Annotated in this window: 24 protein-coding genes and 3 pseudogenes; 10 read left to right on the forward strand and 17 right to left on the reverse strand. The window is 74.6% G+C overall.

Annotated features, from left to right (window positions below; translation table 11 throughout):
* Positions 1–12: 12 nt before the first annotated feature.
* On the reverse strand, positions 13–639 hold the full coding sequence (locus ACYVQV_RS06710) for a DJ-1/PfpI family protein (protein WP_461022494.1): 627 nt from the start codon (positions 637–639) through the stop codon (positions 13–15).
* 2 nt (positions 640–641) lie between these two features.
* Positions 642–1,664 (reverse strand): GlxA family transcriptional regulator, encoded by a 1,023-nt coding sequence (locus tag ACYVQV_RS06715; protein WP_461022495.1) that lies wholly within the window; start codon positions 1,662–1,664, stop codon positions 642–644.
* Positions 1,665–1,834: 170 nt separating this feature from the next.
* Between ACYVQV_RS06715 and ACYVQV_RS06720 the strand changes: the two genes are divergently transcribed.
* The 6 genes and pseudogenes from ACYVQV_RS06720 to ACYVQV_RS06745 form a co-directional block, all read left to right on the forward strand.
* A complete protein-coding gene (locus ACYVQV_RS06720) occupies positions 1,835–2,812 on the forward strand; it encodes a PAC2 family protein (protein WP_461022496.1) in 978 nt (325 codons plus the stop codon).
* A 131-nt stretch (positions 2,813–2,943) separates the two neighbouring features.
* Positions 2,944–3,705 carry an SDR family oxidoreductase gene (locus tag ACYVQV_RS06725; protein WP_461022497.1) on the forward strand — a complete coding sequence of 254 codons (762 nt, stop codon included), beginning with the start codon at positions 2,944–2,946 and terminating at the stop codon, positions 3,703–3,705.
* Position 3,706: 1 nt separating this feature from the next.
* A complete protein-coding gene (locus ACYVQV_RS06730; protein ID WP_461022498.1) occupies positions 3,707–4,579 on the forward strand; it encodes an SDR family oxidoreductase in 873 nt (290 codons plus the stop codon).
* Between the two features lie 24 nt (positions 4,580–4,603).
* The gene (locus ACYVQV_RS06735; RefSeq protein ID WP_461022499.1) at positions 4,604–5,239 is read left to right on the forward strand and encodes a TetR/AcrR family transcriptional regulator; all 636 of its coding nucleotides are present in this window, start codon (positions 4,604–4,606) and stop codon (positions 5,237–5,239) included.
* On the forward strand, positions 5,236–6,219 hold the full coding sequence (locus ACYVQV_RS06740; RefSeq protein WP_461022500.1) for an NADPH:quinone oxidoreductase family protein: 984 nt from the start codon (positions 5,236–5,238) through the stop codon (positions 6,217–6,219). Before ACYVQV_RS06735 ends, ACYVQV_RS06740 begins: the two co-directional genes overlap by 4 nt.
* A 32-nt stretch (positions 6,220–6,251) precedes the next feature.
* A pseudogene (locus tag ACYVQV_RS06745) lies at positions 6,252–7,125 on the forward strand (pentapeptide repeat-containing protein); the annotation flags it as partial.
* Here the strand turns inward: ACYVQV_RS06745 and ACYVQV_RS06750 are convergent.
* The 5 genes from ACYVQV_RS06750 to ACYVQV_RS06770 form a co-directional block, all read right to left on the reverse strand.
* The gene (locus tag ACYVQV_RS06750) at positions 7,101–7,385 is read right to left on the reverse strand and encodes a hypothetical protein (protein ID WP_461022501.1); all 285 of its coding nucleotides are present in this window, start codon (positions 7,383–7,385) and stop codon (positions 7,101–7,103) included. The pseudogene ACYVQV_RS06745 and the gene ACYVQV_RS06750 sit on opposite strands and share 25 nt — an antisense overlap.
* A gap of 142 nt (positions 7,386–7,527) precedes the next feature.
* Entirely contained in the window at positions 7,528–9,255 is a 1,728-nt protein-coding gene (locus ACYVQV_RS06755) for a phospholipase D family protein (RefSeq protein ID WP_461022502.1), read from the reverse strand.
* Between the two features lie 45 nt (positions 9,256–9,300).
* Positions 9,301–10,221: a carbohydrate ABC transporter permease gene (locus ACYVQV_RS06760; protein WP_461022503.1), complete on the reverse strand. Its 921-nt coding sequence runs from the start codon at positions 10,219–10,221 to the stop codon at positions 9,301–9,303.
* Positions 10,218–11,204: a carbohydrate ABC transporter permease gene (locus ACYVQV_RS06765; RefSeq protein WP_461022504.1), complete on the reverse strand. Its 987-nt coding sequence runs from the start codon at positions 11,202–11,204 to the stop codon at positions 10,218–10,220. The genes ACYVQV_RS06760 and ACYVQV_RS06765 overlap by 4 nt, the downstream gene beginning before the upstream one ends.
* Position 11,205: 1 nt before the next feature.
* Positions 11,206–12,558: an ABC transporter substrate-binding protein gene (locus tag ACYVQV_RS06770; RefSeq protein ID WP_461022505.1), complete on the reverse strand. Its 1,353-nt coding sequence runs from the start codon at positions 12,556–12,558 to the stop codon at positions 11,206–11,208.
* Positions 12,559–12,691: 133 nt separating this feature from the next.
* Between ACYVQV_RS06770 and ACYVQV_RS06775 the strand changes: the two genes are divergently transcribed.
* The 3 genes and pseudogenes from ACYVQV_RS06775 (at position 12,692) to ACYVQV_RS06785 (ending at position 15,518) form a co-directional block, all read left to right on the forward strand.
* Positions 12,692–13,063: a DUF2203 family protein gene (locus ACYVQV_RS06775; protein WP_461022506.1), complete on the forward strand. Its 372-nt coding sequence runs from the start codon at positions 12,692–12,694 to the stop codon at positions 13,061–13,063.
* 364 nt (positions 13,064–13,427) lie between these two features.
* Positions 13,428–13,853: pseudogene (locus tag ACYVQV_RS06780) on the forward strand (lytic polysaccharide monooxygenase auxiliary activity family 9 protein); the annotation flags it as partial.
* 30 nt (positions 13,854–13,883) lie between these two features.
* Positions 13,884–15,518 carry a glycosyl hydrolase family 18 protein gene (locus tag ACYVQV_RS06785; protein ID WP_461022522.1) on the forward strand — a complete coding sequence of 545 codons (1,635 nt, stop codon included), beginning with the start codon at positions 13,884–13,886 and terminating at the stop codon, positions 15,516–15,518.
* Between the two features lie 97 nt (positions 15,519–15,615).
* Here the strand turns inward: ACYVQV_RS06785 and ACYVQV_RS06790 are convergent, their stop codons facing one another.
* The 4 genes from ACYVQV_RS06790 to fabG all read right to left on the reverse strand — a co-directional run bounded on the left by ACYVQV_RS06790 (position 15,616) and on the right by fabG (position 18,948).
* Positions 15,616–15,783, reverse strand: a complete 168-nt coding sequence (locus ACYVQV_RS06790; RefSeq protein WP_461022507.1) for a hypothetical protein — start codon at positions 15,781–15,783, stop codon at positions 15,616–15,618.
* A 138-nt stretch (positions 15,784–15,921) separates the two neighbouring features.
* Positions 15,922–17,127 (reverse strand): acyl-CoA dehydrogenase family protein, encoded by a 1,206-nt coding sequence (locus ACYVQV_RS06795; RefSeq protein WP_461022508.1) that lies wholly within the window; start codon positions 17,125–17,127, stop codon positions 15,922–15,924.
* Complete coding sequence (locus ACYVQV_RS06800; RefSeq protein WP_461022509.1) at positions 17,127–18,188, reverse strand: phosphotransferase family protein; 1,062 nt, start codon at positions 18,186–18,188, stop codon at positions 17,127–17,129. Before ACYVQV_RS06800 ends, ACYVQV_RS06795 begins: the two co-directional genes overlap by 1 nt.
* Before the next feature lies 1 nt (position 18,189).
* Entirely contained in the window at positions 18,190–18,948 is a 759-nt protein-coding gene (gene fabG / locus ACYVQV_RS06805) for a 3-oxoacyl-ACP reductase FabG (protein ID WP_461022510.1), read from the reverse strand.
* Positions 18,949–19,159: 211 nt separating this feature from the next.
* Here fabG and ACYVQV_RS06810 point away from each other — a divergent pair, with 211 nt between their 5' ends.
* Positions 19,160–20,179 (forward strand): hypothetical protein, encoded by a 1,020-nt coding sequence (locus ACYVQV_RS06810; protein ID WP_461022511.1) that lies wholly within the window; start codon positions 19,160–19,162, stop codon positions 20,177–20,179.
* A 111-nt stretch (positions 20,180–20,290) separates the two neighbouring features.
* On the opposite strand, the gene epsC is transcribed toward ACYVQV_RS06810, so the two are convergent.
* The 6 genes and pseudogenes from epsC to ACYVQV_RS06840 all read right to left on the reverse strand — a co-directional run.
* Positions 20,291–20,893 (reverse strand): serine O-acetyltransferase EpsC, encoded by a 603-nt coding sequence (gene epsC, locus ACYVQV_RS06815; RefSeq protein WP_461022523.1) that lies wholly within the window; start codon positions 20,891–20,893, stop codon positions 20,291–20,293.
* A 124-nt stretch (positions 20,894–21,017) separates the two neighbouring features.
* Positions 21,018–21,947: a cysteine synthase A gene (gene cysK, locus ACYVQV_RS06820; RefSeq protein WP_461022512.1), complete on the reverse strand. Its 930-nt coding sequence runs from the start codon at positions 21,945–21,947 to the stop codon at positions 21,018–21,020.
* A 456-nt stretch (positions 21,948–22,403) separates the two neighbouring features.
* Positions 22,404–23,054: a GTP-binding protein gene (locus tag ACYVQV_RS06825; RefSeq protein WP_461022513.1), complete on the reverse strand. Its 651-nt coding sequence runs from the start codon at positions 23,052–23,054 to the stop codon at positions 22,404–22,406.
* A complete protein-coding gene (locus ACYVQV_RS06830) occupies positions 23,035–23,427 on the reverse strand; it encodes a DUF742 domain-containing protein (protein WP_461022514.1) in 393 nt (130 codons plus the stop codon). Before ACYVQV_RS06830 ends, ACYVQV_RS06825 begins: the two co-directional genes overlap by 20 nt.
* A gap of 4 nt (positions 23,428–23,431) precedes the next feature.
* Positions 23,432–23,884 carry a roadblock/LC7 domain-containing protein gene (locus ACYVQV_RS06835; protein WP_461022515.1) on the reverse strand — a complete coding sequence of 151 codons (453 nt, stop codon included), beginning with the start codon at positions 23,882–23,884 and terminating at the stop codon, positions 23,432–23,434.
* A 124-nt stretch (positions 23,885–24,008) separates the two neighbouring features.
* Positions 24,009–25,629 (reverse strand): annotated as a pseudogene (locus ACYVQV_RS06840) (hypothetical protein); the annotation flags it as partial.

Genomic DNA, 25,629 nt, shown 5'->3' on the forward strand with positions numbered 1-25,629 from the left:
CCGGGTGGGCGGTCAGATCGAGCGGGCGAGCAACCCGTCGCGGACGGACGCCGGTGCCTTCTCCGGGGACCCCGCGTCGAACGGCGGCTGGGGGTCGTACTCGATGCCGAGCTGGATGGACTGCGCCACCTCGGGGCCGGCGATCTCGGCCACCAGGGTGAGCGCCATGTCGATCCCGGCCGACACGCCCGCCCCGGTGACGACCTTGCCCTGCACGACGACCCGCTGGCCCGTGGGCCGCGCCCCGAAGCCCGCGAGCGCGTCGTAGGCGCTCCAGTGGGTGGTGGCGGCCAGCCCGTCGAGCACCCCGGCGGCGCCGAGGACCAGCGAGCCGGTGCAGACCGACGTCGTCCAGGCCGTGGAGGGGTGGGCGGACCGCACCCACTCGACGACGTCGTTCCCGTCGACCGCCATCCGCCGGGTGACCGTGCCGCCGGGGACGACGACGACGTCGGGGCGGGGCACGTCGTCGAAGGTGTGGTCGACGTCGATGTGCAGGAGCCCGGCGTCGTCGTCGACGCGTCCCCGCCGCGCGGCGCACAGGCGCAGGTCCACGCCCGGCAGGTGCTGGAGCACCTGGTAGGGGCCCATGGCGTCGAGGGAGGTGAACTCGGGGAAGAGGGCGATGGCGATCTGCACGGTCAGCTCCTGGCGGTGGTGGCGGTCCGGGGGGTCGGGACGGGCGCCGCGAAGTGGCGGCGGTAGGCGGCGGGGGTCGTGCGCACGCTGCGGCCGAAGGCGCGGTGGAGGACGGCGTCGCTGCGGAAGCCGACGCGGGACGCCACGTCGGCGACGGTGAGGTCGGTCGTCTCGAGCAGGCGCCGCGCCGCGTCGACGCGGACGGCCTGGACGTACGCGGCCGGGGTGGTCCCGAGCTCGGCGGCGAAGAGCCGGGTCAGGTGCCGCTCGCTGACGGCGGCCCTGCGGGCGAGGGCGGCGACCGACAGGTCGGAGCCGAGGTGGTCCGCGATCCACGTCGTCAGGTGCCGCAGGGGCTCGGCGCGGGCGGACGGCACGAGCTGGGGACTGAACTGCGACTGCCCGCCGGCGCGCTGCACCACCATGACGAGCCAGGTGGCGACGGTGTGGGCGAGCGCGGCGCCGTGGTCGTCGGCGACGAGGGCGAGGGCCAGGTCCATCCCGGCGGTGACGCCGGCCGAGGTCCACACGTCGCCGTCGCGCACGTAGATGGCGTCCGGGTCGACGTCGACCTGCGGGTGCCGGGCGGCCAGCTCGGCGCACCGCGACCAGTGGGTCGTCGCCCGCCTGCCGTCGAGCCGTCCGGTAGCCGCCAGCACCAGCGCGCCGGAGCAGACGGACGTGACCCGGTCGGCGCGCGCGGCCAGGGTGTCGACGGCGGCGACGAGCGCGCCGTCGGCGGCGGCCGCGGTGGCGCCGTCCCCGCCGACGACGACGAGCGTGCCGATCCGGTCGGCCCGCAGCGCGCCGTCGCCCGGGTCCGGCCCGACCAGGGCGGCGTCGACCCCGACCCGCAGCCCGCTGGACGAGCGCACGGACGTCGCGCCGGTCGTCCCGCCGAGCAGGCGCAGGCGGTACCCCTGGTGGGACGGCAGCCCCTGGCTCGCGCCGTCCAGGACCTCGAGCGGGCCGGCGAGGTCCAGGCTCTGGAACCCGTCGTAGAGGACGAACGTGACGTCGTGCACGTCCCCGATCGTGGGTGCGACCCGGTCGTGTCCACAAGGACGGGTGTCTGACGATCTCGGACACGCGGGCCGGGATGAGTCCGGGCGGGCGGGGCGTTCACACTGGTACCCGCGCCCGTCCCGCGCGGCGCGGTCGTGCTCACGAGTGCGAAGAGGAGAGGGTGGACCACGTGCGGAGCCCCAGGGAGCTCTACGAGCTGGACGAGCAGGTGCTGGCCGAGCTGGTCGCCGACCTGCCGGTCCAGGACGAGCCGGCGCAGGCTGCCCGCGGCGAGGGCCCGGTGCTGCTGCACGCCCTGCAGGGCTTCGTCGACGCCGGGTCCGCCGCGTCGACCGCCGTCGGCCACCTGCTCGCCGAGATGCGGTCGACGCCGCTCGCCAGGTTCGACGCCGACCAGCTGGTCGACTACCGGGCCCGCCGTCCGCGGATGACGTTCCGCCAGGACCGGTTCGAGTCCGTCGAGATGCCCGAGCTCGTCGTCCACCTGGTGCGCGACCGGCACGACCGGCCGTTCCTCGTCATGACCGGGCCGGAGCCGGACACGCAGTGGAACCGGTTCGCGGCCGCCGTGGTCGACCTCGTGGAGCGCACCGGCACCTCGCTGACGATCGGGCTGCACGGCATCCCGTGGGCCGCCCCGCACACCCGCCCGGTCGGGCTGACGCCGCACGCCAGCGACCGGTCGCTCATCGCGGGCCGCCCGCGCTGGGTCGGGGACGTCGAGGTGCCGGGGCACGCGAGCGCCCTGATCGAGCTGAGGCTGGCGCAGGCCGGGCACCGGTCGATGGGCTTCACCGCGCACGTGCCGCACTACCTGACCGGCGCGGAGTTCCCGCCGGCGTCCGTGGCCCTGCTGGAGGCCGTCGGCGAGACCACCGAGCTGGACCTGCCGACGCAGCGCCTGCGCGACGCGGGGGTCGACGTCCTCGCGGAGATCGACAAGCAGGTGGCGGACGCCCCGGAGACGCTCGAGGCGGTCCGTGGGCTGGAGCGCCAGTACGACGCCGTGGCCGCGGGCCGGTCGCTGGACGGGCCCGGGCTGCTCAACCCGAGCCTGCCGCCGGAGGAGATGCCGGACGCGGACGCGCTGGCCGCCGACGTGGAGCGCTACCTGCGCGAGCTGGGCGGGGACTCCCCCTCGGCGTGACCGGCGGGGTGAGCCGCCCCACGCGGCCCGCGGGCCCCTTGTCAGCCGTCCGGGCGGGCACCTACGCTGCGCGGAACATACCGACTGGTCGGTAGCACCACCGGTCGGTCCGCGCACGAGGAGGAACCTGCATGGGCACGTTCGAGGGGAAGGCCGCGATCGTCACCGGCGCCAGCCGGGGCATCGGGCTCGCGATCGCCGAGCGGCTGGTCGACCAGGGGGCCAGGGTCTGCCTGACCGCCCGCAAGGACGGCCCCCTGGGTGAGGCGGTCGCCGCCCTCAACGATCGGGCCGGCGCGGACGTCGCGATCGGCGTCGCGGGTGGCGCCGACGACCCCGAGCACCGCGCCGAGGCGGTCCGCCGCACCGTCGCCGAGCTCGGCGGCGCGCACCTGCTCGTCAACAACACCGGCATCAACCCGGTGTACGGGCCGATCATCGACATCGACCTCGACGCCGCCCGCAAGATCGTCGAGGTCAACGCCGTCGCCGCGCTCGCGTGGGTGCAGGAGGTCCACCGCGCCTGGATGAAGGAGCACGGCGGCGCCGTCGTCAACATCTCCTCCGTCGCCGGCACCCGCCCCGCGCCGGGGATCGGCTTCTACGGCGCCAGCAAGGCGATGCTGAGCTACCTGACCTCGCAGCTGGCGGTCGAGCTCGGCCCCCACGTCCGCGTCAACGCCGTGGCGCCCGCCGTCGTCAAGACCCGCTTCGCGACCGCCCTGTACGAGGGCCGCGAGGAGCAGGTCGCCGACACCTACCCGCTCAAGCGGCTCGGCGTCCCCGAGGACGTCGCCGGCGCCGTGGCCTTCCTCCTCGGCGACGACGCGTCGTGGGTCACCGGCCGCACCCTCGTCCTCGACGGCGGCGTCACCCTGACCGGCGGGGTGTGACGTGACCTCCCAGCCCGGCCAGGACCCCACCACACCGCACCCCGTCTCCGGCCAGGGCGTCGTCGTCACCGGCGGCGCCCACGGCATCGGCGCGGCCATCGCCCGTCGCCTCGCCGCCGAGGGCGCGCGGCTCGTCGTCGCCGACCTCGACGCGGACGGCGCGCAGCGCGTCGCCCACGAGGTCGGCGGTCTCGCCGTCCCCGGTGACGTGGCGACCGAGGAGGGCGTGCGCCACCTGGTCGACGCCGCCACCGCCCACCTCGGGCGCGTCGACGTCTTCTTCGCCAACGCCGGCGTCGCCTTCGGCGGCGGACCCGAGGCCCCCGAGGAGCTGTGGCAGGCCTCCTGGGAGGTCAACGTCATGGCGCACGTGCGGGCCGCGCGGGTCCTGCTGCCGACCTGGCTGGAGGGGGGCGGCGGCCGGCTCGTCGTCACCGCCTCCGCCGCCGGGCTGCTGACCATGCTCGGCGCCGCCCCCTACGCGGTAACCAAGCACGCCGCCGTCGCGCACGCCGAGTGGCTGGCGGCGACGTACGGCGACCGCGGGGTCGTCGTCCAGGCCCTGTGCCCGCAGGGCGTGCGGACCCGGATGCTCGCCGACGCCGGTGAGACCGGCGCCGCCATCCTCACCCGTGACGCGCTCGACCCGGAGGACGTCGCCGACGCCGTCGCCGAGGCCCTGCGCGGCGAGGACCTGCTGATCCTCCCGCACGTCGAGGTGGCCGCGTACTACGCCGACAAGGCCCGCGACCCCGACGGCTGGGTCGCCGCGATGCGCCGGATGTGGCGGCACGTCCGGCAGTCGGTGTCCGACGCGCCCGGACCGTCCGACGTGACCGAGCCGGCCCGGGCCCACGGGTCGGCGGGCGCGTGAGCCCGTGGTGGCGGTGACGTGGTGGTGAGCAGGGGCGACGGCCCGTCCGTGCCGCAGCGGCTGCTGGACGCCGCGACCCGGCTGTTCGCCGAGCGCGGCTACGAGGGCACGTCCGTGCAGCAGGTCGTCGACGCCGCCGGGCTGACCAAGGGCGCGATGTACCACTACTACGCGTCCAAGGACGACCTGCTCGCGCAGATCTACACCCGGCTGCTCGCGATGCAGACCGAGCACCTCGAGCGGATCGCGGCCGCCGACGCCCCGGCCGCGACCCGGCTGCACGAGGCGGCGGCCGACGTCGTGCGCACGACGTTGGCGAACCTCCCGGACGCCCGGATCTACCAGCGGTCCATGCACCAGCTCAGCGCCGACGTCCAGAAGCAGGTGCGGGCGCAGCGCCGCGAGTACCACGAGCGGTTCCGTTCCCTGGTCGAGGACGGGCTCGCCGACGGCACCCTGCGCTCCGAGGTGCCACCCGACCTCGTCGTCGACTTCTTCTTCGGCTCGGTGCACCACGTCGGCCAGTGGTACCGGGCCGACGGGCCGCTCACCGCCGCGCAGGTCGCGCGGCACTTCGCCGACCTGCTCCTGGCGTCCCTGCACGCCGACCCGCCGACCGACCGCACGACCGGACGACCCACCCAGGAGGACGACGCATGAGGGCATGGCAGGTGCACGAGCTCGGCGAGCCGGCGGACGTGCTGCGGCTGCACGACGTCCCCGACCCCGAGCCCGGCCCAGGGCAGGCGCTGGTGCGCGTCCTCGGCGCCGCCGCGAACTTCCCCGACGTGCTGCTGTGCCGCGGCCAGTACCAGGTCCGGCCGCCGCTGCCGTTCACCCCGGGCGTCGAGCTGTGCGGTGAGGTCGTCGGGCTCGGCGAGGGCGTCGACGGCCTGGCCGTCGGCGACCGGGTGATCGGGATGCCCGGCCTGCCGGACGGCGCCTACGCCGAGCTCGTCACCGCACCCGCCGCCACGCTGTTCCCCGCGCCGCAGGCGCTGGACGACGCCGAGGCCGCCGCGCTGCACCTCGGCTACCAGACGAGCTGGTTCGGGCTGCACCGCCGCGGCCGGCTGCAGGCCGGGGAGACGGTGCTCGTGCACGCCGCCGCCGGCGGGGTCGGCAGCGCCGCCGTCCAGCTCGCCAAGGCCGCGGGCGCCAGGGTGGTCGCCGTCGTCGGCGGTCCCGCCAAGGCGGAGGTGGCGCGCGCCCTCGGCGCCGACGTCGTCGTCGACCGGCACACCGAGGACTTCGTCGCCGTCGTCAAGGACGTCACCGACGGCCGCGGCGCCGACCTCGTGTACGACCCCGTCGGCGGCGACGCCTACACCGGGTCGACGAAGTGCGTGGCGTTCGAGGGGCGGGTCGTCGTCGTCGGCTTCGCCGGGGGCACCATCCCCACCCCGCCGCTCGGGCACGCGCTGGTGAAGAACTACTCGATCGTCGGGCTGCACTGGGGCCTGTACAACCAGGTCGACCCGGCCGCCGTCCGCGCCTGCCACGAGGAGCTGACCCGGCTGGCGACCGAGGGCCTGGTCAGGCCGCACGTCAGCGAGCGGCTGCCGTTCGACGCCGTCGCGGACGGCGTCACCCGGCTCGGGCAGGGGACCACCACCGGCCGCCTGGTGTTCCAGCCCTGACGAGGACGACGGGTGGGACCGACGTGACCGGCGTGACGGACGCACCGGGGCGCGGCGACCTCGTCGCGCGGTGCGAGGACTGCGTCGCGCTGTGCTGCGTCGTCCCCGGCTTCACCGCCTCGGACGAGTTCGCGGTCGACAAGCCGCCCGGCACACCCTGTCCGCACCTGCTGGCCACGCACCGGTGCGGGATCCACGCGACGCTGCGGCGGCGCGGCTTCCCCGGCTGCACCGCCTACGACTGCTTCGGCGCCGGCCAGCACGTCACCGCGCACGTCCTGCGCGGCCGCGACGTCCTGACCGACCCCGCGGCGCGGACCACGGCGACGCGGGCCCTCGGACCGGCCCGGGACCTGCACGAGCTGCTCTGGTACGTCACCGAGGCGCTCGGCCTGCCCGGCACCGCCCACCTGCGGTCCGCGCTGCGACGGCAGCGGTCCGACGTGCTCGCCCTGCGCGACCGCCTCCCCGACGTCGACGGCGCGGACGTCGACGACCTGCGCGGACGTGTCAACGCCGTCCTGCGGGAGGCGGCGCTGGCGGCCCGTGCGGACGGCGGCACCCCCGGTCCCGACCGGCACGGCACCCACCTCGTCGGCGCCGACCTGCGGCGCACGGACCTGCGCCGCGCCGGCCTGCGCGGGGCCCTGCTCCTCGGCGCGGACCTGCGCGGTGCCGACCTCACGCTGACCGACCTCACCGGCGCCGACCTGCGGGGCGCCGACCTGCGCGGCGCCGACCTGCGGCGGGCGCTGTTCCTCACCCGCACCCAGGTCGGGGGCGCGCGCGGCGACCAGCAGACCGCCCTGCCGGACTGGCTGCCGCCGCCGGACCACTGGCGCTGAGAGACGGGCCGACCGAGCGGGCCGGCCGGGGGCAGGTCAGCGGGGCCGGCGGCCCACCCGTGCCCAGCCGTGCGGCCCGGGGTCGTCGAACGGCACGATCCGCGCCCGGCCGGCGACGTGCTGGCCACTGGTGGTGATCTTCGCGTGACCGCTGATGGGGAGCCGGACGACGTAGGCGATGCCGTCCTCCTCGTCACCGACGTTCAGCGTCCCCTCCACGGTGAAGAGCTGCTCGACCCGCTCCGACGCCTCGGCCAGCGACGCCGCGGTCAGCCGCAGGTGCACGGGCAGCGCGTCGCACAGCACCCAGTAGTCGGGCACGGGTCCCCCTCATCGCGTCGGCATCGTCGGCATCACCGGCATCACCGGCACCGGGATCGGCACCCGCACCGGCCAGTGCGCACCGTAACCAGGGCGGGCTCCTCCGCGCCGGACCTTCACCGACACGGCGCCCCCACGGGCGTCAGTGCCGCCGGCGGAGCTTCATCCGCGGCGGGCGACCGTCCGGGTCCACCATCGTCCGGTACACCGGCGCCGCGAGCGCGCGCAGCACCCGCGGCGGTGGGTCGACGACGTGGTGACGCACCCGGCCCGGCGGTCGCGGCCCCACGCACCCGCCGTCGTGCCAGGCGTCGAGCGCGTCGGCGCAGCGCCGCAGGGCCTGCGCACCCTGCACCGGGTCGAGCAGGTCACCGCCGTCCGACCGGTCCTGCGAGCCGTCGTCCGCACGGTCGAGGTGCTCGCGCCACAGCCGCAGCCGCAGGTCCCGGGCGAACCGGCGCGCGCCGTCCCCCAGCCCCGCGGGGTCCCGCGGCTCCCGCTCGTCCCGCCGGTCGTCCAGGACGGCCGCGGTCAGCTCGGAGTCGTGCGTCCAGGACCGGCGGTTGAAGTTGTCGCTGCCCACCGACGCCCACACGTCGTCCACCACGCACACCTTCGCGTGCACGTAGACCGGCCGCCCCTCCCGGTTCTCCAGGTCGAGCACCTGCACCCGCTCGCCGCCCGCCTCGCGCACCAGCCGCAGCGCCTGGGCGTGGCCGAGGTTCGCCGCGGCCGCGGACAGCTGGCTGTCCTGACGGGGGTGGCGCGGGACGACGGCCACCAGGCGCAGCTCCGGCTCACGGCGCAGCGCCTCGGCGAACACCCGGGCGACGTCCGTGGACCACAGGTACTGGTCCTCCACGTAGACCAGGCGCCGCGCGCGCCGCAGCGCCTTGGCGTACGCGCGGGCGATGCTGCGCTCGCCGTCCGGCGCGAACGGGTACCCCGGCCACCGGTTGGGGTACGTCCGCAGCAGCTGCACCGTGCACGACCCCGCGGCGGGCGGGTCGGGCCACGGCTCCCCCAGCCGGGACGCGTCGCGGTCGGCACGGTGCAGCAGGTCCGGGACGACGTGCCACGGCAGCCGGGACAGCGCCGCCGGGTCGTCCCAGCGCTCGCGGAAGGTGTCCTCGGCGTCCCGGACGGCCGGCCCGCGGACGGCGACCTGGACGTCGTGCCAGGCCGGCCGGTCGCCGTACGGGTCGGAGAACCGGACGGACTGCGGGTCGCCGCCGTGGTCGGCGTCGTCGCGGCGCCCGTGCGCGAGGTCGATGCCGCCGACGAACGCCACGTCGTCCTGCGGGCGGTCGCGGTAGCGCACGACCACGAGCTTCTGGTGGTGGCTGCCGAGGGGGCGCACCCGCTGGTCGAGCAGGACCTCACCGCCGTCGGCCACGACGTCCTCGGTGAGGTCGCGGTTCTGCTCCGCGGAGAACTGCAGCCGGTCCACGTGCGAGCGCCACATCAGCCCCTTGACGACGGCCCCCCGGCGGGCGGCCTGGGACAGCACCTGGGCGATCGTCCGGCCGCCGTCCTCGACGCGCTCGTCGGGGTCGCCGCGCCAGTCGGTGAACAGCACGAGGTCGCCGTCGTCCGCGGCGTCCACCGCGGCGGTCACCGCCGGCAGGTACGACCTGCCGTGGACGAGCGGGGTGACGTCGTTGCCCGCGGTCCAGGCGCGCAGCCGGGACGCGGGGTTGCCGCGCTCCGCGGCGGTCAGCAACCACGGGTGCGTCTCGCCGGCGTCCCCGGGTCCGTGCTCGTCACCCGCGCGGACGGCGGCGACGAGGGCGACCCCGTCCCGGCGCAGCGGCAGGTGGCGGACGACGGCCGCGCGGGCTCGCCGCAGGAGGTCGGTCGGGGCTGGCACGGCGACCACCGTCGCACGAGGCCCCCTGACCCCGCACGGCGAGCGTCAGGCCCCGCCCCGGCCGGTGGTGGCGATCCCCTCGACGAAGAACCGCTGCGCGAACAGGAAGAGCAGGACCATCGGGACGGTCGTGACGACGGACGCGGCCATGACGATCTCCCACTGCATCTCACCGCCCTGGCCGAACTGGTCGACGACCGCCTTCAGCCCGCGGGGGATCGTGTAGAGCTCGGTGTCGCGCAGGTAGATCAGGGGCTTGATGAGGTCGGTCCAGCTCGCGCGCAGCTCGAACACGAACACGATGACCAGCGCGGGCTTGGCCAACGGCAGCGCGATCGAGCGGAACATCCGCCAGTACGACGCGCCGTCCAGCACCGCGGCCTCGAACAGGTCGCGCGGCAGGCTGAGGAAGAACTGCCGCATGAGGAAGATGTAGAACGCCGACCCGAAGAGGTTCTGCGCCCACAGCGGCACCTGGGTGCTGGCCAGGCCCAGCTCGTTCCACAGCAGGTACTGCGGCACCATCGTCACCGCGCCGGGCAGCATCATCGTGCCGAGCACGAGCGCGAACAGCACGTTGCGGCCGGGGAAGCGGAAGTACGCGAACCCGAACGCCACGAGAGCGCTGCTGACGGTGACCGTGACCGCCGCGGCCAGCCCGACGACGACGCTGTTGACGAGCCAGAGCAGCATCGGCGCGGCCTCCCACACCCGCACGTAGTTCTCCCACGCCACCGGGTCCGGCCACAGCGAGTTGTCGAAGACCTGCGCGCGCGGCTTGAGCGAGGCGCTGACCAGCCAGGCGAAGGGGTACAGGAACAGGACGGTGACGCCCGCGGTCGCCGTCCAGGTCAGCACCCGCACCGGCCAGCGGCGGGTGCGCTCCGGCTCGACGGGACGTCGCGGGGCGGCGGTCTCCTGAACGGCGAGCGCGGACGTCGAGCGGACGGCGTCGGGCGCGCTCACCGCTCCCCCTCGTAGTAGACGCGGCTGCGCGCCAGCCGCACCTGCACCGCGGTGATCGCCACGATCACCAGGAACAGCAGCCAGGCCAGCGCCGACGCGTAGCCCATGTGCAGGAACTGGAAGGCCTGATGGAACAGGTAGATGACGTAGAACAGCGCCGCGTCGCCGGAGGCGTTCTGAGCGGCCGAGCTGCCGAAGTACATCGTGTAGACCTCGGCGAAGATCTGCAGCGACGCGATGGTGTTGACGACGACGGTGAAGTAGATCGTGCCGCTGACCATCGGCAGGGTCACCGACCGGAACCGCCGCCACGCGCCCGCGCCGTCCAGCATCGCGGCCTCGTACAGCTCGCGGGGCACGTCGCGCAGCGCGGCCACGTAGATGATCGCGGTGCTGCCCACGGTCCACAGGCTCATCAGGACGATGCCCGGCTTGATCCACGCCGGGTCGGTGGTCCACCCGGGTCCGTCGACCCCCACCAGCGCGAGGGCGTCGTTGACCAGGCCGGTCTGGCCGTTGAGCAGCAGCAGGAACATCGCCCCGATCGCCACCGGCGGCGTCATCACCGGCAGGTACACCAGGGTCCGGAAGAGCCCAGCGGACCGCCCGAGGCGCACGAGCAGCAGGGCGAGGGCCATCGCCAGCGCGAGGGACAGCGGCACGTGCAGCGCGGTGTAGAGCACCGTGTTCCACAGGCTCGTCGCGACCCGAGGGTCCTGGACCGCCTGGCGGTAGTTGTCCAGCCCCACGACCTCGGGCTCGCCGATGAGGTCGTACTCGAGGAAGGACAGCACGAGGCTGGCGACCATCGGCCCGGCCGTGAAGACGACCATCCCGACGACCCACGGGGAGATGAACAGGTAGGCCGCCCGGTGCTGGGCGCGCCGCCGCGCGCTGCGCGGGGAGGACGGCCCGCGACCGGGGTGCGCGGTGGCCGCGTCCGTGGTCGCGCTCGTGGTGGCGCCGGTGGGGACGGCCGTCACGTCAGTCGCCCGCCTCGTCCAGCGCCCGCTGGGCCTCCTGCTGCGCCTGCGCCATCGCCTCGGCCGCGGTCTGCTGCCCCTCGAGGACCCGGGTGACCGCGCTCTTCCACGCCTGCTCGAACTCGGCACCGGCGCGTGAGGCGGGCAGCGAGAACGCGTCGTCCTGGACGTCGAGGATCGTCTCGACCCCCTGGTCCAGGGCCGGGACGCCGGACGGCTCGTAGACCTCCGAGAAGATCACCTCGTCGGCCTCCTCGTTGCCGGTGTACGTGCCGGTGTAGGTGCCGCCCTCGGCCCGCAGCGCCTCGGCCCGGGCGCGGGCCGCAGCGACCCAGGTGTCGGCGTCCGTCATCGTGGCGATGAAGTCGCACGCCTCGGCCGGGTGCGCCGCGTCCGCCGGGATCGCCCATGCCGAGCCCGTCGCGTAGGTGAGGTCCTCGCCCTCGCGGTCCTTGAAGGGCAGGACCGTGACGCCGGGCTCGCCGCCGGACACCTCCGCGAGCTGGTTGACGTACCAGTCCTCCATCGGCATCGCGCCGAGCTGGTCGGCCGCGTACTGGTTCTGCTCGCCGAAGAAGTCCCAGGACTCGCGGAACGCCTTCACGGCCGACCAGCCGCCCTGCTGCTCCACGAGGGAGGCGGTGAACTCCACCGCCTCCACGACCGCGGGGTCGTCGAGGTTGGCCCGGGTGCCGTCCTCGCTGAGGACCTCCACCCCGTTGGCCTGCGCCCACAGCGGCAGGAGGTCCAGGACCTTGGGGTCGTAGCCGATCCGGCTCAGCTGGCCGCCCTGCCCGGCGGACATGGCCTGGTTGGCGGCGGCGATCTGCTGCCAGTCGCCGGTGGCGACCTGGTCGGGCGTCACGCCGGACTGCTGGAGGACGGAGTCGTCGGCGATGACGACGCGCACCGAGTAGAACTCCGGGAGCCCCCAGACCTGGCCGTCGAGGGTGACCTGGTCGACGGCGGGGTCGCGGAAGGCGTCCATGTCGACGTCGGCGTCCTCGATGCAGTCGTCGACGGGCATCAGCGCGCCACGGGCGGCGTAGGTGCCGAGGAGCTCGCGGTTCATCCGGACGGCGTCCGGCGGGTTGCCGCTGGCGACGGCGGACAGGAACTGCTGCTCGTCGAAGTCGCCCTCGGTGACGTCGACCGTGACGCCCGACTCCTCCTCGTAGGTGTCGACCCGGACGGTCGCGATCTCGTCGGGCAGGCCGAAGCCCATGGTGCTGATGCTGGTGGCGCCGCCCGCGCCGTCGTCCCCGTCGCCGCCGCCGACGCCTCCGCAGCCCGCCACCAGGACGGTGGCGCCTCCGAGCGCCGCGACCCGCACCGCGCGCGAACGTGCTCCCATCGGTCCTCCCCGTTGCGCCGCGGGCCGTCCACCCCGACGACCGCCGACCCGATGCTCGCCCCGTTCGTCCGGTTCTGCGACCGGAGTCGCGTTCGCGTGGGGTTCTCCCGGTCCGGCGTGGCAGGCTGGCCCGGTGGGCCTGTTCACCCTGCGTGAGGCGCGTGCCGAGCTGGCCCGCCTCCTGCCGGTGCTGGACGAGATCGTCGCCGTGCGGGCGGACGCGGCGGACCTGTCCGCGGCCGTGCGCGGCGGCGCGTGGTCGCCTCACGGCGGGCTGCCGGAGCTGAAGGCGGCGCAGGCGCGGTTGGACGACCTGATGTCGCAGGTGCAGCGCACCGGCGCCGAGCTCAAGGGCTTCGCCCCGCTGCTCGTGGACTTCGCCGGGACGCTCGACGGGTCGGCGGTCGCCTGGTGCTGGCTGGAGGGCGAGCGCGAGCTGCACTGGTACCACCCCGCGGACACGGGCTTCGCCGGCCGGCGCCTGCTGCCGCCCGCCACGGGGTGACGGCCGGGTGACGGCCGGATGACCGCGGGATGACGGCCGGATAGGCGCCGACCGCCTTCAGAAAGCCTCGCGATACCTCTTGTTTAGTTAGTAACCCTTCCATACGCTTCCGCGACGTCCGCTTTTGTCCCGATCGCCGGGGACCCGGTGGTCCGAGCCGAGAGGAGCGTCCCGTCCCCGCTCCACCCAGCCGACGCACGCGAGCGTCGTCCGGTTCCGAGCGGGCAGCGGTCACACCGGCCGCGCGCCGGGCCACGCGCCCGCGCCGGCCGCCCACCAGCGAGGAAGCGAGAGACCGATGCGACGACTGAGACTGGCCGCACTGGCGGCCGCCATGGCGGGGGCGCTGGCCGTGCCCCTCGCGATGTCACCCACGGCCGAGGCGCACGGCTGGGTGACGTCACCCCCCAGCCGCCAGGACCACTGCGCGAACGGAACGACGTCCTTCGACTGCGGGCAGGTCAGCTACGAGCCGCAGAGCGTCGAGGCGCCCAAGGGCTCCACCGAGTGCAACGGCGGCGTCGAGGCGTTCGCCATCCTCAACGAGCACAGCCGGCCGTGGCCCGTCACCGCCGTGGGCAGCAGCGTGGACTTCCGCTGGAACCTGACCGCCCGGCACCGCACCAGCACGTGGGAGTACTTCGTCGACGGCGTGCTGCACCGCACGTTCGACCAGGGCGGGCAGCAGCCGCCCGCCTCGGTCACCCACACGCTGACCGACCTGCCCGCCGGACGGCACACGGTGCTGGCGCGCTGGAACATCGCCGACACCCCGATGGCCTTCTACAACTGCGTCGACCTCGACGTCGGCGGCCCCGGCGTGCCCGACCCCGAGCCGACCGACCCGCCCACCCAGCCCGGTGAGTGCGCGGCGGAGCCGTGGTCGTCGTCCACCGTCTACAACGGCGGCGACACGGCGTCCTACGCGGGCCGCGACTGGCGGGCTCGCTGGTGGACCCAGGGCGAGGCGCCCAGCACCGGCGGCTCCGGCGTCTGGGAGGACCTCGGCGCCTGCGCCGACGGGCCGACCGACCCGACGGACCCGACCGACCCGACGGACCCGACCGACCCCACGGACCCGACCGAGCCCGGGCAGTGCACCGCGGCCCCGTGGTCGTCGTCCACCGTCTACACCGGCGGCGACAAGGCCTCGCACGCCGGCCGCGACTGGCAGGCGCGCTGGTGGACCCAGGGCGAGGCGCCCAGCACCGGCGGGTCCGGCGTCTGGCAGGACCTCGGCGCCTGCGCCGACGAGCCGACCGACCCCACGGACCCGACCGATCCCACCGACCCCACCGACCCGACGGACCCGACCGACCCCACGGACCCGCCCGCGGAGCCGGGTGACTACGTCGTCGGCTACTTCACGAACTGGGGCACCTACGGTCGCAACTACCACGTCAAGGACATCCAGACGTCCGGCTCGGCCGACAAGCTGACGCACATCATGTACGCGTTCGGCAACGTGCAGAACGGCCGGTGCACCATCGGCGACTCCTACGCCGACTACGAGAAGGCCTACACCGCCGAGCAGAGCGTCGACGGCGTCGCCGACACGTGGGACCAGCCGCTGCGCGGCAACTTCAACCAGCTGCGCGAGCTCAAGGAGCTGCACCCCGACCTCAAGGTGATCTGGTCCTTCGGCGGGTGGACGTGGTCCGGCGGCTTCGGCCAGGCCGCGCAGGACCCGGCGGCCTTCGCCGAGTCGTGCCACGACCTGGTCGAGGACCCGCGGTGGGCCGACGTGTTCGACGGCATCGACATCGACTGGGAGTACCCGAACGCCTGCGGGCTGACCTGCGACACCAGCGGCCGGGAGGCGTTCCCCCGGCTGATGGGCGCACTGCGCCAGGAGTTCGGCCAGGACGCGCTGCTGACCGCGGCGATCACGGCGGACGGGACGAGCGGCGGCAAGATCGAGGCGGCGGACTACGCGGGCGCCGCCCGGTACGTCGACTTCTACATGCCGATGACGTACGACTTCTTCGGCGCCTGGGACGGCGACGGCCCGACGGCCCCCCACTCGCCCCTGACGGGCTACCCGGGCATGCCGACCCAGGGCTTCGACACCTCGACGGCGATCAGCAAGCTGCGCAGCCTGGGCATCCCCTCGGACAAGCTGCTGCTCGGCGTCGGCTTCTACGGCCGGGGCTGGACGGGCGTCACGCAGGCGGCCCCCGGCGGCTCGGCGTCCGGCGCGGCGCGGGGCACGTACGAGGCGGGGATCGAGGACTACAAGGTCCTGCGTGAGCGGTGCCCGGCCACGGGCACGGTCGCCGGCACCGCGTACGCGTTCTGCGGCAACGAGTGGTGGAGCTACGACACCCCGCAGACCATCGCCGGGAAGATGGACTACGCCCAGCAGCAGGGCCTGGCGGGCGCCTTCTTCTGGGAGCTCTCCGGCGACACCGCCAACGGTGAGCTCGTGAGCGCGCTCAGCAACGGCCTGCGCTGAGTCAGACGATCCCCGGTCCCTCGTGGTCGGCCCGACGCAGGTCGTGGCCGCCACGAGGCACCGGGGATCGGCGCGTCCGGGGGTGAACCGGCTCGCGTCAGCTGGCCTCGGCCTGGACGGCGCGGGGCTGCGCGAGGCGCGCCAGGTCCGTCAGCACCGGCGCCGGGCCGCCGTGGAAGCAGGCGCACACCCCCTCGGGGTGCTCGAACCGAGCCGCCGCCAGACCTGCGTACCGCACGCACGGGACCGCACTGGTCTCGCTCACGAAGCCTCCTGCCATACCTGGATATCGGCCGGAAACCTATCCCGCAGAAGGGGTCCGAGGATCACGGTCAGGTCACGGTCGGGTCACCGGCCGACCTCGTCCGGCCGCGTCGTCAGCACGGTGTCGCCGGGCACTCACTCAGCGGTACTTCTTGAGCTCCCGGCGGGCCAGGGACGCCTTGTGGACCTCGTCCGGGCCGTCCGCCAACCGCAGCGAGCGCACCGCGGCGTACATCTTCCCGAGCGGGAAGTCCTGGGACAGCCCACCGCCGCCGTGGACCTGGATCGCCCGGTCGACGACCTGCTGGACGACGGACGGCGTGGCGATCTTGATGGCCTGGATCTCGGTGTGCGCGCCCTTGTTGCCCACCGTGTCCATGAGCCACGCGGTCTTCAGCACCAGCAGCCGCAGCTGCTCGATCTGCACCCGCGACTCCGCGATCCACTGCTGCACGGTGCCCTGCGCAGCCAGCGGCTTGCCGAACGCCTCGCGGCCCAGGGCGCGCCGGCACGCGAGCTCCAGCGCCCGCTCCGCCATCCCGATCATCCGCATGCAGTGGTGGATGCGGCCGGGGCCGAGGCGCGCCTGCGCGATCGCGAAGCCGTCGCCCTCGCCGCCGAGCAGGTTGGACGCCGGCACGCGCACGTCCTCCAGCCTCAGCTCACCGTGGCCGCCGTGGTCGCCGTCGTCGTACCCGAACACGGTCAGGCCGCGGACGACGGTCACGCCGGGGGTGTCGCGCGGGACGAGGAGCATGCTCTGCTGGCGGTGCCGGTCCGCGGCCGGGTCCGTCTTGCCCATCACGACGAAGATCTCGCACCGGTCGCTCATCGCCCCGGTGGTCCACCACTTGCGGCCGTTCACCACGTACTCGTCGCCGTCGCGCTCGATGCGCGTACCGATGTTGGTGGCGTCGGACGACGCGACGTCCGGCTCCGTCATCCCGAAGCCCGAGCGGATCTCGCCGCGCAGCAACGGCTCGAGCCACCGCTCCTTCTGCTCCGGCGTGCCGAAGTCGGCCAGCAGCTCCATGTTGCCGGTGTCGGGGGCGTTGCAGTTCGTGGCCGGCGGCGCCAGGTGCGGGCTGCGCCCCATGACCTCCGCCAGGGGCGCGTACTGCAGGTTGGTCAGGCCGGCGCCGTGCTCGCCGGGCAGGAAGAGGTTCCACAGCCCCTGCTCGCGGGCGACGGCGCGCAGCTCGTCGACGACGGGCGGCTCGGCCCACCGGTCGCCGGCCGCGCGCTGCTCCTCGAACACCGCCTCGGCCGGGTAGACGTGCTCGTCCATGAACGCCAGCAGGCGCTCTCGGAGCTCGGTGGTGCGCGCGTCGAGCTGGAAGTCCATCAGTGCTCCGTCCCGTCGTCGAGCGTGCTGAGCCCGGCCTGGACGAGCGGCAGCACGAGGTCGCCGATGCGGTCGAATCCCGCACCGACGGTCTTGCCCTGGGTGTACCTGAGGTGGATGCCCTCGAGGATCACGGCGAGCTTGAAGTAGCTCATCGCGACGTACCACTCCAGCCGCCCGAGGTCGCGACCGGAGCGCTCGGCGTAGCGCTGCGCCAGCTCCGACGCCGCGGGGTACCCGGGGGCGGTGGCCGCGTCCGAGACGGGTGCGCCCGGCACCTGCGAGAGCGTGCGACCGGAGTACATGACCAGCAGGCCGACGTCGGTGAGCGGGTCGCCGAGCGTGGCCATCTCCCAGTCCAGGACGGCGGTCAGGCGGCCGTCGTCGTCGACGAGGACGTTGTCGAGCCGGTAGTCGCCGTGGACGACGGTCGGCGCGGCCGAGGCGGGCACGCTGGCCGCCAGCCGGTCGCGCAGCGCGTCGACGCCCTCGACGTCGCGGCTGCGCGAGGCGTCGAGCTGGGTCCCCCACCGCCGCACCTGCCGCTCGAGGTACCCCTCGGGGCGGCCGAAGTCCCCCAGCCCGACGGCCTCGTAGTCGACGTCGTGCAGGTCGACGAGCGTGTCGACGAGCCGGTGCGCGATCTCCCGCGTGCGCTGCGGGCCCAGCGAGGTCAGCTCGTCGCGGTGCCGGTACGGCGTCCCGTCGACCTGCTCCATGACGTAGAACGGCGCGCCCAGGACGGCGTCGTCCTGGCACAGCAGCACGGTCGCCGGCACCGGCACCGGCGTCCCGGCGAGCGCGCTGATGACGCGGTGCTCGCGCGCCATGTCGTGCGCGGTGGCGAGGACGTGCCCGAGCGGCGGACGGCGCAGCACCCACCGGTGGCTGCCGTCGGTGACCCGGTAGGTCAGGTTGGAGCGGCCCCCCGGGACGATCGAGGCGGTCAGCGGCCCGGCCGGGGCGATCCCCTGCCGGGTCAGGTGGTCGGTGAGCCGGTCCAGGTCGAGGCCCGGCAGCTGCCGCGACCCCGGCCCGTCGACCTCGGGGGGCGTCGTCACCTCAGCCCCTGGGCCCGCCGGCCACGTAGAGCACCTGGCCGGACACGAAACCGGCGCCCTCGCTGACGAGGAAGGAGATCGCGTGGGCGATGTCCTCCGGCTGCCCCACGCGCTGCACCGGGATCTGGGCGGCTGCGCCCTCGGTGAGCTGCTCGAACGTGATGCCCATCCGCTGCGCGGTGGACTGGGTCATCTCGGTGACGATGAAGCCGGGCGCCACGGCGTTGGCCGTCACGCCGAACTTGCCGAGCTCGATGGCGAGGGTCTTGGTGAACCCCTGCAGGCCGGCCTTGGCGGCGGAGTAGTTGGACTGGCCGCGGTTGCCGAGCGCCGAGGTGCTCGACAGGTTGACGATCCGGCCCCACCTCGCGGCGGTCATGTGGGCCTGGACGGCCTTGGCCATGGTGAACGCGCCGCGCAGGTGCACGCCCATCACGACGTCCCAGTCCTCGACGGACATCTTGAACAGCAGGTTGTCGCGCAGCACCCCGGCGTTGTTCACCAGCACGGTGGGGGCGCCGAGCTCCTCGGCGACGCGCGCCACCGCGGCCTCGACCTGCGCGGCGTCGCTGACGTCGGCGCCCACCGCGATCGCGCGGCCGCCGGCGTCGGTGATCTCGCGGACCACGTCGGCGCAGGAGTCCTCCACCAGGTCCAGGACGGCGACGGCCATCCCGTCGGCCGCCAGCCGGCGGGCGGTGGCGGCACCGATGCCGCGGGCGGCCCCGGTCACGATGGCGGTGCGCTGGGCGTCGTTCACGAAGATCTCCCGGACGTCGAGGGGTAAGCGACCGCTTAGAATGTAGCGGGTGCGCCGGTCGGCCGGAACCCCGTGGGGCGCAGGTCACGCGGCCGACCCCGAAATGCCACCCTCCGGTCCCTCCCGGGGCATTGACCCGAACGGGTGCTCCACGGTTGGGTCCAGGGGTGCTCGGGTGACCCGCCCGGGCTACGTACTCGGAGGGAACCCCATGAGAGCTGCTCCTGCCCTGGTCACCGCCGCCCTCGTCGCCGGAGGGATCGCCGTCACCGGCGCCCCGGCGCAGGCGGACCTCGTCACCCGATGCATCGGTGAGGGAGGGGCCGTCACGGTCCCCGGCGACCTCGTCGTCCCCGCAGGCAGGTCCTGCACGCTCACCGGCACGACGGTCAACGGCAACGTGCGCGTCGCGGCCGGCGCCGACCTCGTCGCCGTCGACGCCACCTTCAACGGCAACGTCGTCGTCCAGGCCGACGCCTACCTCGACGCCGTCAACACCACCGTCAGCGGCAACGTGCGCAGCCGCGCGGGCTACGGCACCTACCTGGAGACCACCCAGGTGGGTGGCGCCTACGTCGAGGAGGGCGGCGACGCCGACCCGTTCCTCTTCACCTCGGACGCGAGCATCGGCAAGCGCGTGGACATCACGAACGGCGCGCTGGTGCTCGACGGCACCGACGTGAGCGGCCCGGTCTCCGTCGCCGGCGGCGACTACTCCGACATCTTCGACAGCACCCTGTTCCGCACCCTCACGGTGACCGGCATGGAGTACGGCGCCGTGTTCTGCGAGAGCGAGGTCGACGGTGACGCGCTGTACGACGGCAACGCCTACGGCACGCAGATCGGCGGCGGCGGCGTGCTCAGCGAGTGCGACGGCCCGAGCTACTTCGGCGGCAACCTGACCGTGTCGAACAGCACCGGCGGCGTCCAGGTCAGCGACACCATCGTCCGCGGCGACCTGGGCGGCGAGGGCAACGACCCCGCGCCGACCGGCGAGGGCAACCGCGTCCGCGGCGAGGTCACCGGCCAGTTCGTCGACCTGCAGCCGACGCCGGAGGCGGCCGCCGCGCAGGCGCCGTCCCTGAAGGCGATGGACAAGACCCAGGCCCGCACCGCCGCGCCGGAGCTGGCGGCCGGTGAGGACAAGAAGGCCGAGATCCGCCAGGACCGCGACGAGCGGCGCGCGCAGGCCACGGCCGAGGCACAGGCGGCCGGCAAGGCCAACCTCTGATCGGGTAGCCCGGGTGCACGAGGCCCCCGCCACCTCCGGGTGGCGGGGGCCTCGTGCCGTCCTCGTCGGGTGCTGTCGAACCGGCGGGACCCGTCCCGGTCAGATCCCGGCTCAGATGTAGAGCGCCGGGTCGACCATGTCGTCGGGGTGCGGGCGCGGGGCGCTGCGCACGACGCGGCCCGGGACGCCGACGACGACCGCGCCGGCGGGGACGTCGCGCACCACGACGGCGTTCGCGCCGACCTGCGCCTGCTCACCGACGACCACCGGCCCGAGGATGCGGGCACCGGCGCCGACGAGCACGCCGTCCCTCAGCGTGGGGTGCCGCTTCGTGCGCTCGGTGGAGCGCCCGCCGAGCGTGACCCCGTGGTAGAGCATGACGTCGTCCCCGACCTCCGCGGTCTCGCCGATGACGACGCCCATGCCGTGGTCGATGAAGAAGCGCCGGCCGATGGTCGCCCCGGGGTGGATCTCGATGCCCGTGACCGCGCGGTTGACGTGCGAGACGACGCGCGCCGCCAGCCGCAGACCCGGACGCCGCCACATCCGGTGCGCGAGCCGGTGCAGCCAGACCGCGTGCAGGCCCGGGTAGGCCAGCAGCAGCTCGGCGCGCGACCTGGCGGCGGGGTCGCGACGGGCGGCCGTCTCGAGGTCCTCGCGCAGCGCCTCGCGCCAGCCGCGGGCCGGCGCCGGCGCGCCGTCCGGGGACGGCACGGGACGCAGGTGCGGCGCTCGCGGGGGCTGGTGCGTCACCCGACGGTCGGGTCGGCGCCCGTCGGGGGCGTCGGCTCCGTCGGTGCTGTCCGCACGGTGTGCGGGGTCGGCGTGGGAGAGCACGTCACTCCATGAGGTCGCTGTAGAGCACGGTGGACAGGTACCGCTCACCGAACGACGGCACCACGACGACGATGGTCTTGCCGGCGTTCTCGGGCCGCTGGGCGACCTGGACGGCGGCGGCGATCGCGGCGCCGGAGGAGATGCCGACGAGCAGGCCCTCCTCGGCCGCGGCGCGGCGGGCCCACTGCACGGCGGTCTCGGCGTTGACGTCGATGACCTCGTCGTAGACGCCGGTGTCGAGGATCTCGGGGACGAAGTTCGCGCCGAGGCCCTGGATCTTGTGCGGCCCGGGGGCGCCGCCGTTGAGGATCGGCGACTCCTCCGGCTCGACCGCGACCATCTGCAGACCGGGCTTGCGCTCCTTGAGGACCTGGCCGACGCCGGTGATGGTGCCGCCGGTGCCGATGCCGGACACGACGACGTCCACGGCGCCGTCCGTGTCGTTCCAGATCTCCTCGGCGGTGGTGCGCCGGTGCACGGCGGGGTTGGCCTCGTTGGCGAACTGGCGGACCAGGACGGCCCCGCGCTCCTCGCCGATCTCCTCGGCCTTGGCGACAGCGCCCTTCATGCCCTCGCTGCCCGGGGTGAGGACGAGCTCGGCACCGAACGCGCGCAGCAGGGCGCGGCGCTCCTTCGACATCGTCTCGGGCATCGTCAGGACGACCTGGTAGCCCTTCGCGGCACCCACCATCGCCAGCGCGATGCCGGTGTTGCCGGAGGTGGCCTCGACGATCGTCCCGCCCGGCTGCAGCTGCCCCGACGCCTCGGCTGCCTCGATCATCGAGACGCCGATGCGGTCCTTGACGCTGTTGGCCGGGTTGTAGAACTCCAGCTTCGCCAGCACGGTGGCCTGGGCGTCGCCGGTGACCCGGTTCAGCCGGACCAGCGGGGTGTTGCCGACCAGCTGGGTGACGTCGTCGTAGATCCGCACCGGTTCTCCTCGTGTCGCAGGGCTCGGCGCGCGCGGGTCTGGGGACCGGTGTGGGCGCACGCCTCGTCAGGGCGAACACATGATCCCCTCGGTCCGTTCCCCGACCACGAGGCGTCTCGCCAAACGGACACCTGCGTCCTGCGAATGGGTGGCATCCGCCAGGCGCGGTCCTTGAGCGCGCAGCCACCCTCCCCCGGGCGCCGTGACCGCACCGTGGTGGAAACCTGCGCCTCCTGACCCCAACGGACCCGCACCTTGGTGGAAAGGTGCGGGTCCGGAGGGCCGATCGACCGCACCTTGGTGGAAAGGTGCGGGTCCGGAGGGCCGATCGACCGCACCTTGGTGGAAAGGTGCGGTCAGGGGGGCCGGACGTGCCGGAGCGGCCACCGACCAGGGGTCAGGTGGCCGCTCCGGGACCGGGGCCGGCGGGAGGGGTCCGCCGGGTCGCAGGTGGCGTCAGCCGCGCAGCCGCTGCATGGCGAGCTGGACGAGCGTGATCAGCGCCTGCTTGGTCGCCGCCCGCGAGCGGGCGTCGGTGTAGATCATCGGGACGTGCTCGGGGACGCAGAGCGCCTCCCGGACGGCGTCCAGGTCGTGCTTGGCGACGCCGTCGAAGCAGTTGACCGCCACGACGAACGGGATCTGCCGCGCCTCGAAGTAGTCGATCGCCGGGAAGCACTGCTCCAGGCGCTCGGTGTCCACGAGGACGACCGCACCGATCGCACCGCGCACCAGGTCGTCCCACATGAAGAGGAACCGGTCCTGGCCGGGGGTGCCGAACAGGTACAGCCACAGGTTGCCCGGCAGCGCGATGCGGCCGAAGTCCATGGCGACCGTGGTGCTGGTCTTGCGGTCGGTCTGGCCACCGGCGTCGTCGACGCCGACCGAGTGCTCGGTCATCGCGGCCTCGGTGCGCAGCGGCTCGATGTCGGAGATCGAGCCGATGAAGGTCGTCTTGCCGACGGCGAACCCGCCGGCCACGACGATCTTGACGGTGGTGGGGGCCGCCTCGACGGCACCGCCACCGGCGACCCCGTGGGCCGCCGCAGGGTTCTGGTCGCCGGGGGCCGCTGCGGCCGGGGCGACGTCAGAGCGAGGAAATGCCATTGAGAACACTCTCCAGGACGCTGAGGGAGGCCGCGGGGTTGAAGTCCGAGCTCGGGGTGAGGCCGTGCACGCGCACGAGCTGCTCGTCGGACAGGTCGCTCACGATGACCCGGACGACGCCGACCGGGAGCCGGACGTGTGCGGACAGCTCGGCCACCGACAGGTACTGGGTGGCGGTGAGCTCGAGGATCTGGCGTCGCTCGGGCGTCATGCCGACGTCCGGCTTGGCCAGGCCCTGGACCAGGGCCTCGACGGGCATGCGGTCCGACGACGGGGCGGTCCGGCCCCCGGTCACGGCGTACGGACGGACCGTGTAGGCGTCGTCCTCGTCGTGGTCGTCGTCCGCGAAGGGACGGTGGGTCAGCTCAGTCATCTCGTCACCCCATCGCCGCAGCCCGGGTCGCGCCGTGCAGCGGCAGGCGCGACCGCATCTCGGACACGAGCTGGGGGGTGAGGGTGCTCTCGGTGCGGCTGACCAGGAGAGCCATCTCGTAGCCGATCAGGCCGACGTCGCAGCTCGCACTGGCCACCACCGACAGGACGGACCCGTCGGAGATGCTCATCAGGAACATGAACAGCGTGTCCATCTCGACGATCGCCTGGCGGACCTCGCCGCCACCCAGCTGGCGGGCGGCGCCGCCGGTGAGGGCGGACATGCCCGAGACGATCGCGGCGAGCTGGTCACCACTGGTCCGGTCGAGCTCGTCCGACATCGCCATCAGCAGCCCGTCGGCGGAGACGACCAGGGTGTGGCGGACGTCGGGCACGCTCTTGACGAAGTTGTCGAGCAGCCAGTTGAAGTTGGCGGCCTCGGTGCTCATCGTGGTCACGTGGTTCCTCCGGTGGTGCGGTCTCCGGCGCGCGCCGGGGTCGGGCTGTGCGGGTGGGCGGTTCGGGATGGTCCTGGTGGTGCTGGTGGTGCCGTGGAGCGGTGGTTCGGTGGTGCTCCCCGTGTCACGAGTCGCTCTTCGGGGACGAGGCCGGTTCACCGCTCGGTGAACCGCCCGGCGAGGTGCGCCCGCGGGCGACACCGGCCTGGAAGCCGGAGAGCATGCTCCGGACGTCCGAGGCGTTGCGGGCCCGACGCGCCGGCCCGGGGGTCGGCCGCGGCACCGAGATCTCGGCTGCCGGGGTCGACGCGGGCGTGCGCCGGCTCAGGGTGCTCGGCGCCTTCGTCTCCACGGCCGCGGGGCTGTAGGACGAGAGCATGCTGAGCTCGGCCAGGGCCTCCGACGCCAGCGCGCTGCGCTGACGCAGGCCGTCGGCGATGGCCGGTTCGGGGGTCGGCTCCGGCTGCGGCGACGTCCCGAAGAGGGACGGCGGGGGCAGCGAGGGGCCGGGCTGGGCGTCCTGCGGTGCGGGCGCGGGGCGCTGCGCCGGGACGTCGGCGAGTCCGGACGGGGCCGGCGCGGTGGGCTGGGCCCCTGCCGGCCGCACCGACGCGGGTGCCGGGGCGGACGGCCGGGACGCCGCCGGCACGGGGGCCGGTGCGGACGACCGGGTCCGGGACGGCGCGGGGACCGGTGCGACGGCGGGCGCGGGGGCCGGGTCGGCCGTGCCGGCGCCGGACTCCAGCCGGCGCAGCTCGCGCCGGGTCATCGGGGTCACCGGCTCGGCGGACTTGCGGCCACCGCGCAGGAAACCGCGACCCCGCTGGCCGCCGCCGGGCAGGATCGTCACCGCGGGGGCGCCGAGCAGGGGCCCGGTGGGCTGGTCGGCCTCCGGGGTGGCCTCGACGTCGGCCGCCGGGGCCTGCGCGTCCTGCGGTGCGACCTCGGTCGGCGCGGTCCGGGCCAGGTGGGTCAGCTCCGCGGACGGCGTGGAGGCGCCCTCGGACGACGCGACCGGCACGGAGCGCGTGGGGACGTTGGCGGGTGCCTTGACGACCGGGGTCCGGCCCGTCGCCGGGGCGGTGCGCTCCGGCGCGGGGGCGCTTGCCTGCGGCTCCTGCGCCGAGGTGGTGACCGGTGCGGTGGGGGCGTCCGCGGCAGGGCGGTCCGTCCCGGCGACGGCGGGCCGGCTCGGGTCGCTGTCCTGCTCGCTCTCCGTGGCCGGCGCGGCAGTCGCCTCGGCGGCGGGCTGCCCGGACGTCGGCTCGGACGTCGGCTTGGACGTCGGCTCGGACGCCACCTCGGACGCCGGTGCACCGACGGACGGGCCGGCCTCGGCCGGCGAGGCCTCCGTGCGGACGGCGCGGCGGCTGCGCAGCGGGGCGGAGCTGGGCTCGAGCGTGGGGGTCGGCGCGACCTCCTCGGCCGGAACCAGGACCTCGACCGCCGGACCGTCCGACGGCTCCGGCGACCGGGTCTCCCCGGCGCCGTCGGCACCGTCGGCACCGTCGGCCGCCGAGGCCTCCGGGCCGTCCTGGGTCGGCGCCTCGGGGGCGTCGTCGCCGGGGCGACGGGCCCGGAAGCCGGAGAACAGGCCCCCGGTCCGGCCGCTCGGAGCGGCCGGGGCGTCGTCCCCGGGCGGGGTGGGCGACGGCACGGTGGGCTTGGCGTCACGGGCCGCCGGGGCGGCCGGCGCCGCGGGGGCCGAGGGGGCCGGCGGGGTCGCCGGGCCGGCGGCGGCCGGA

This window comes from Thalassiella azotivora, from assembly GCF_054781695.1.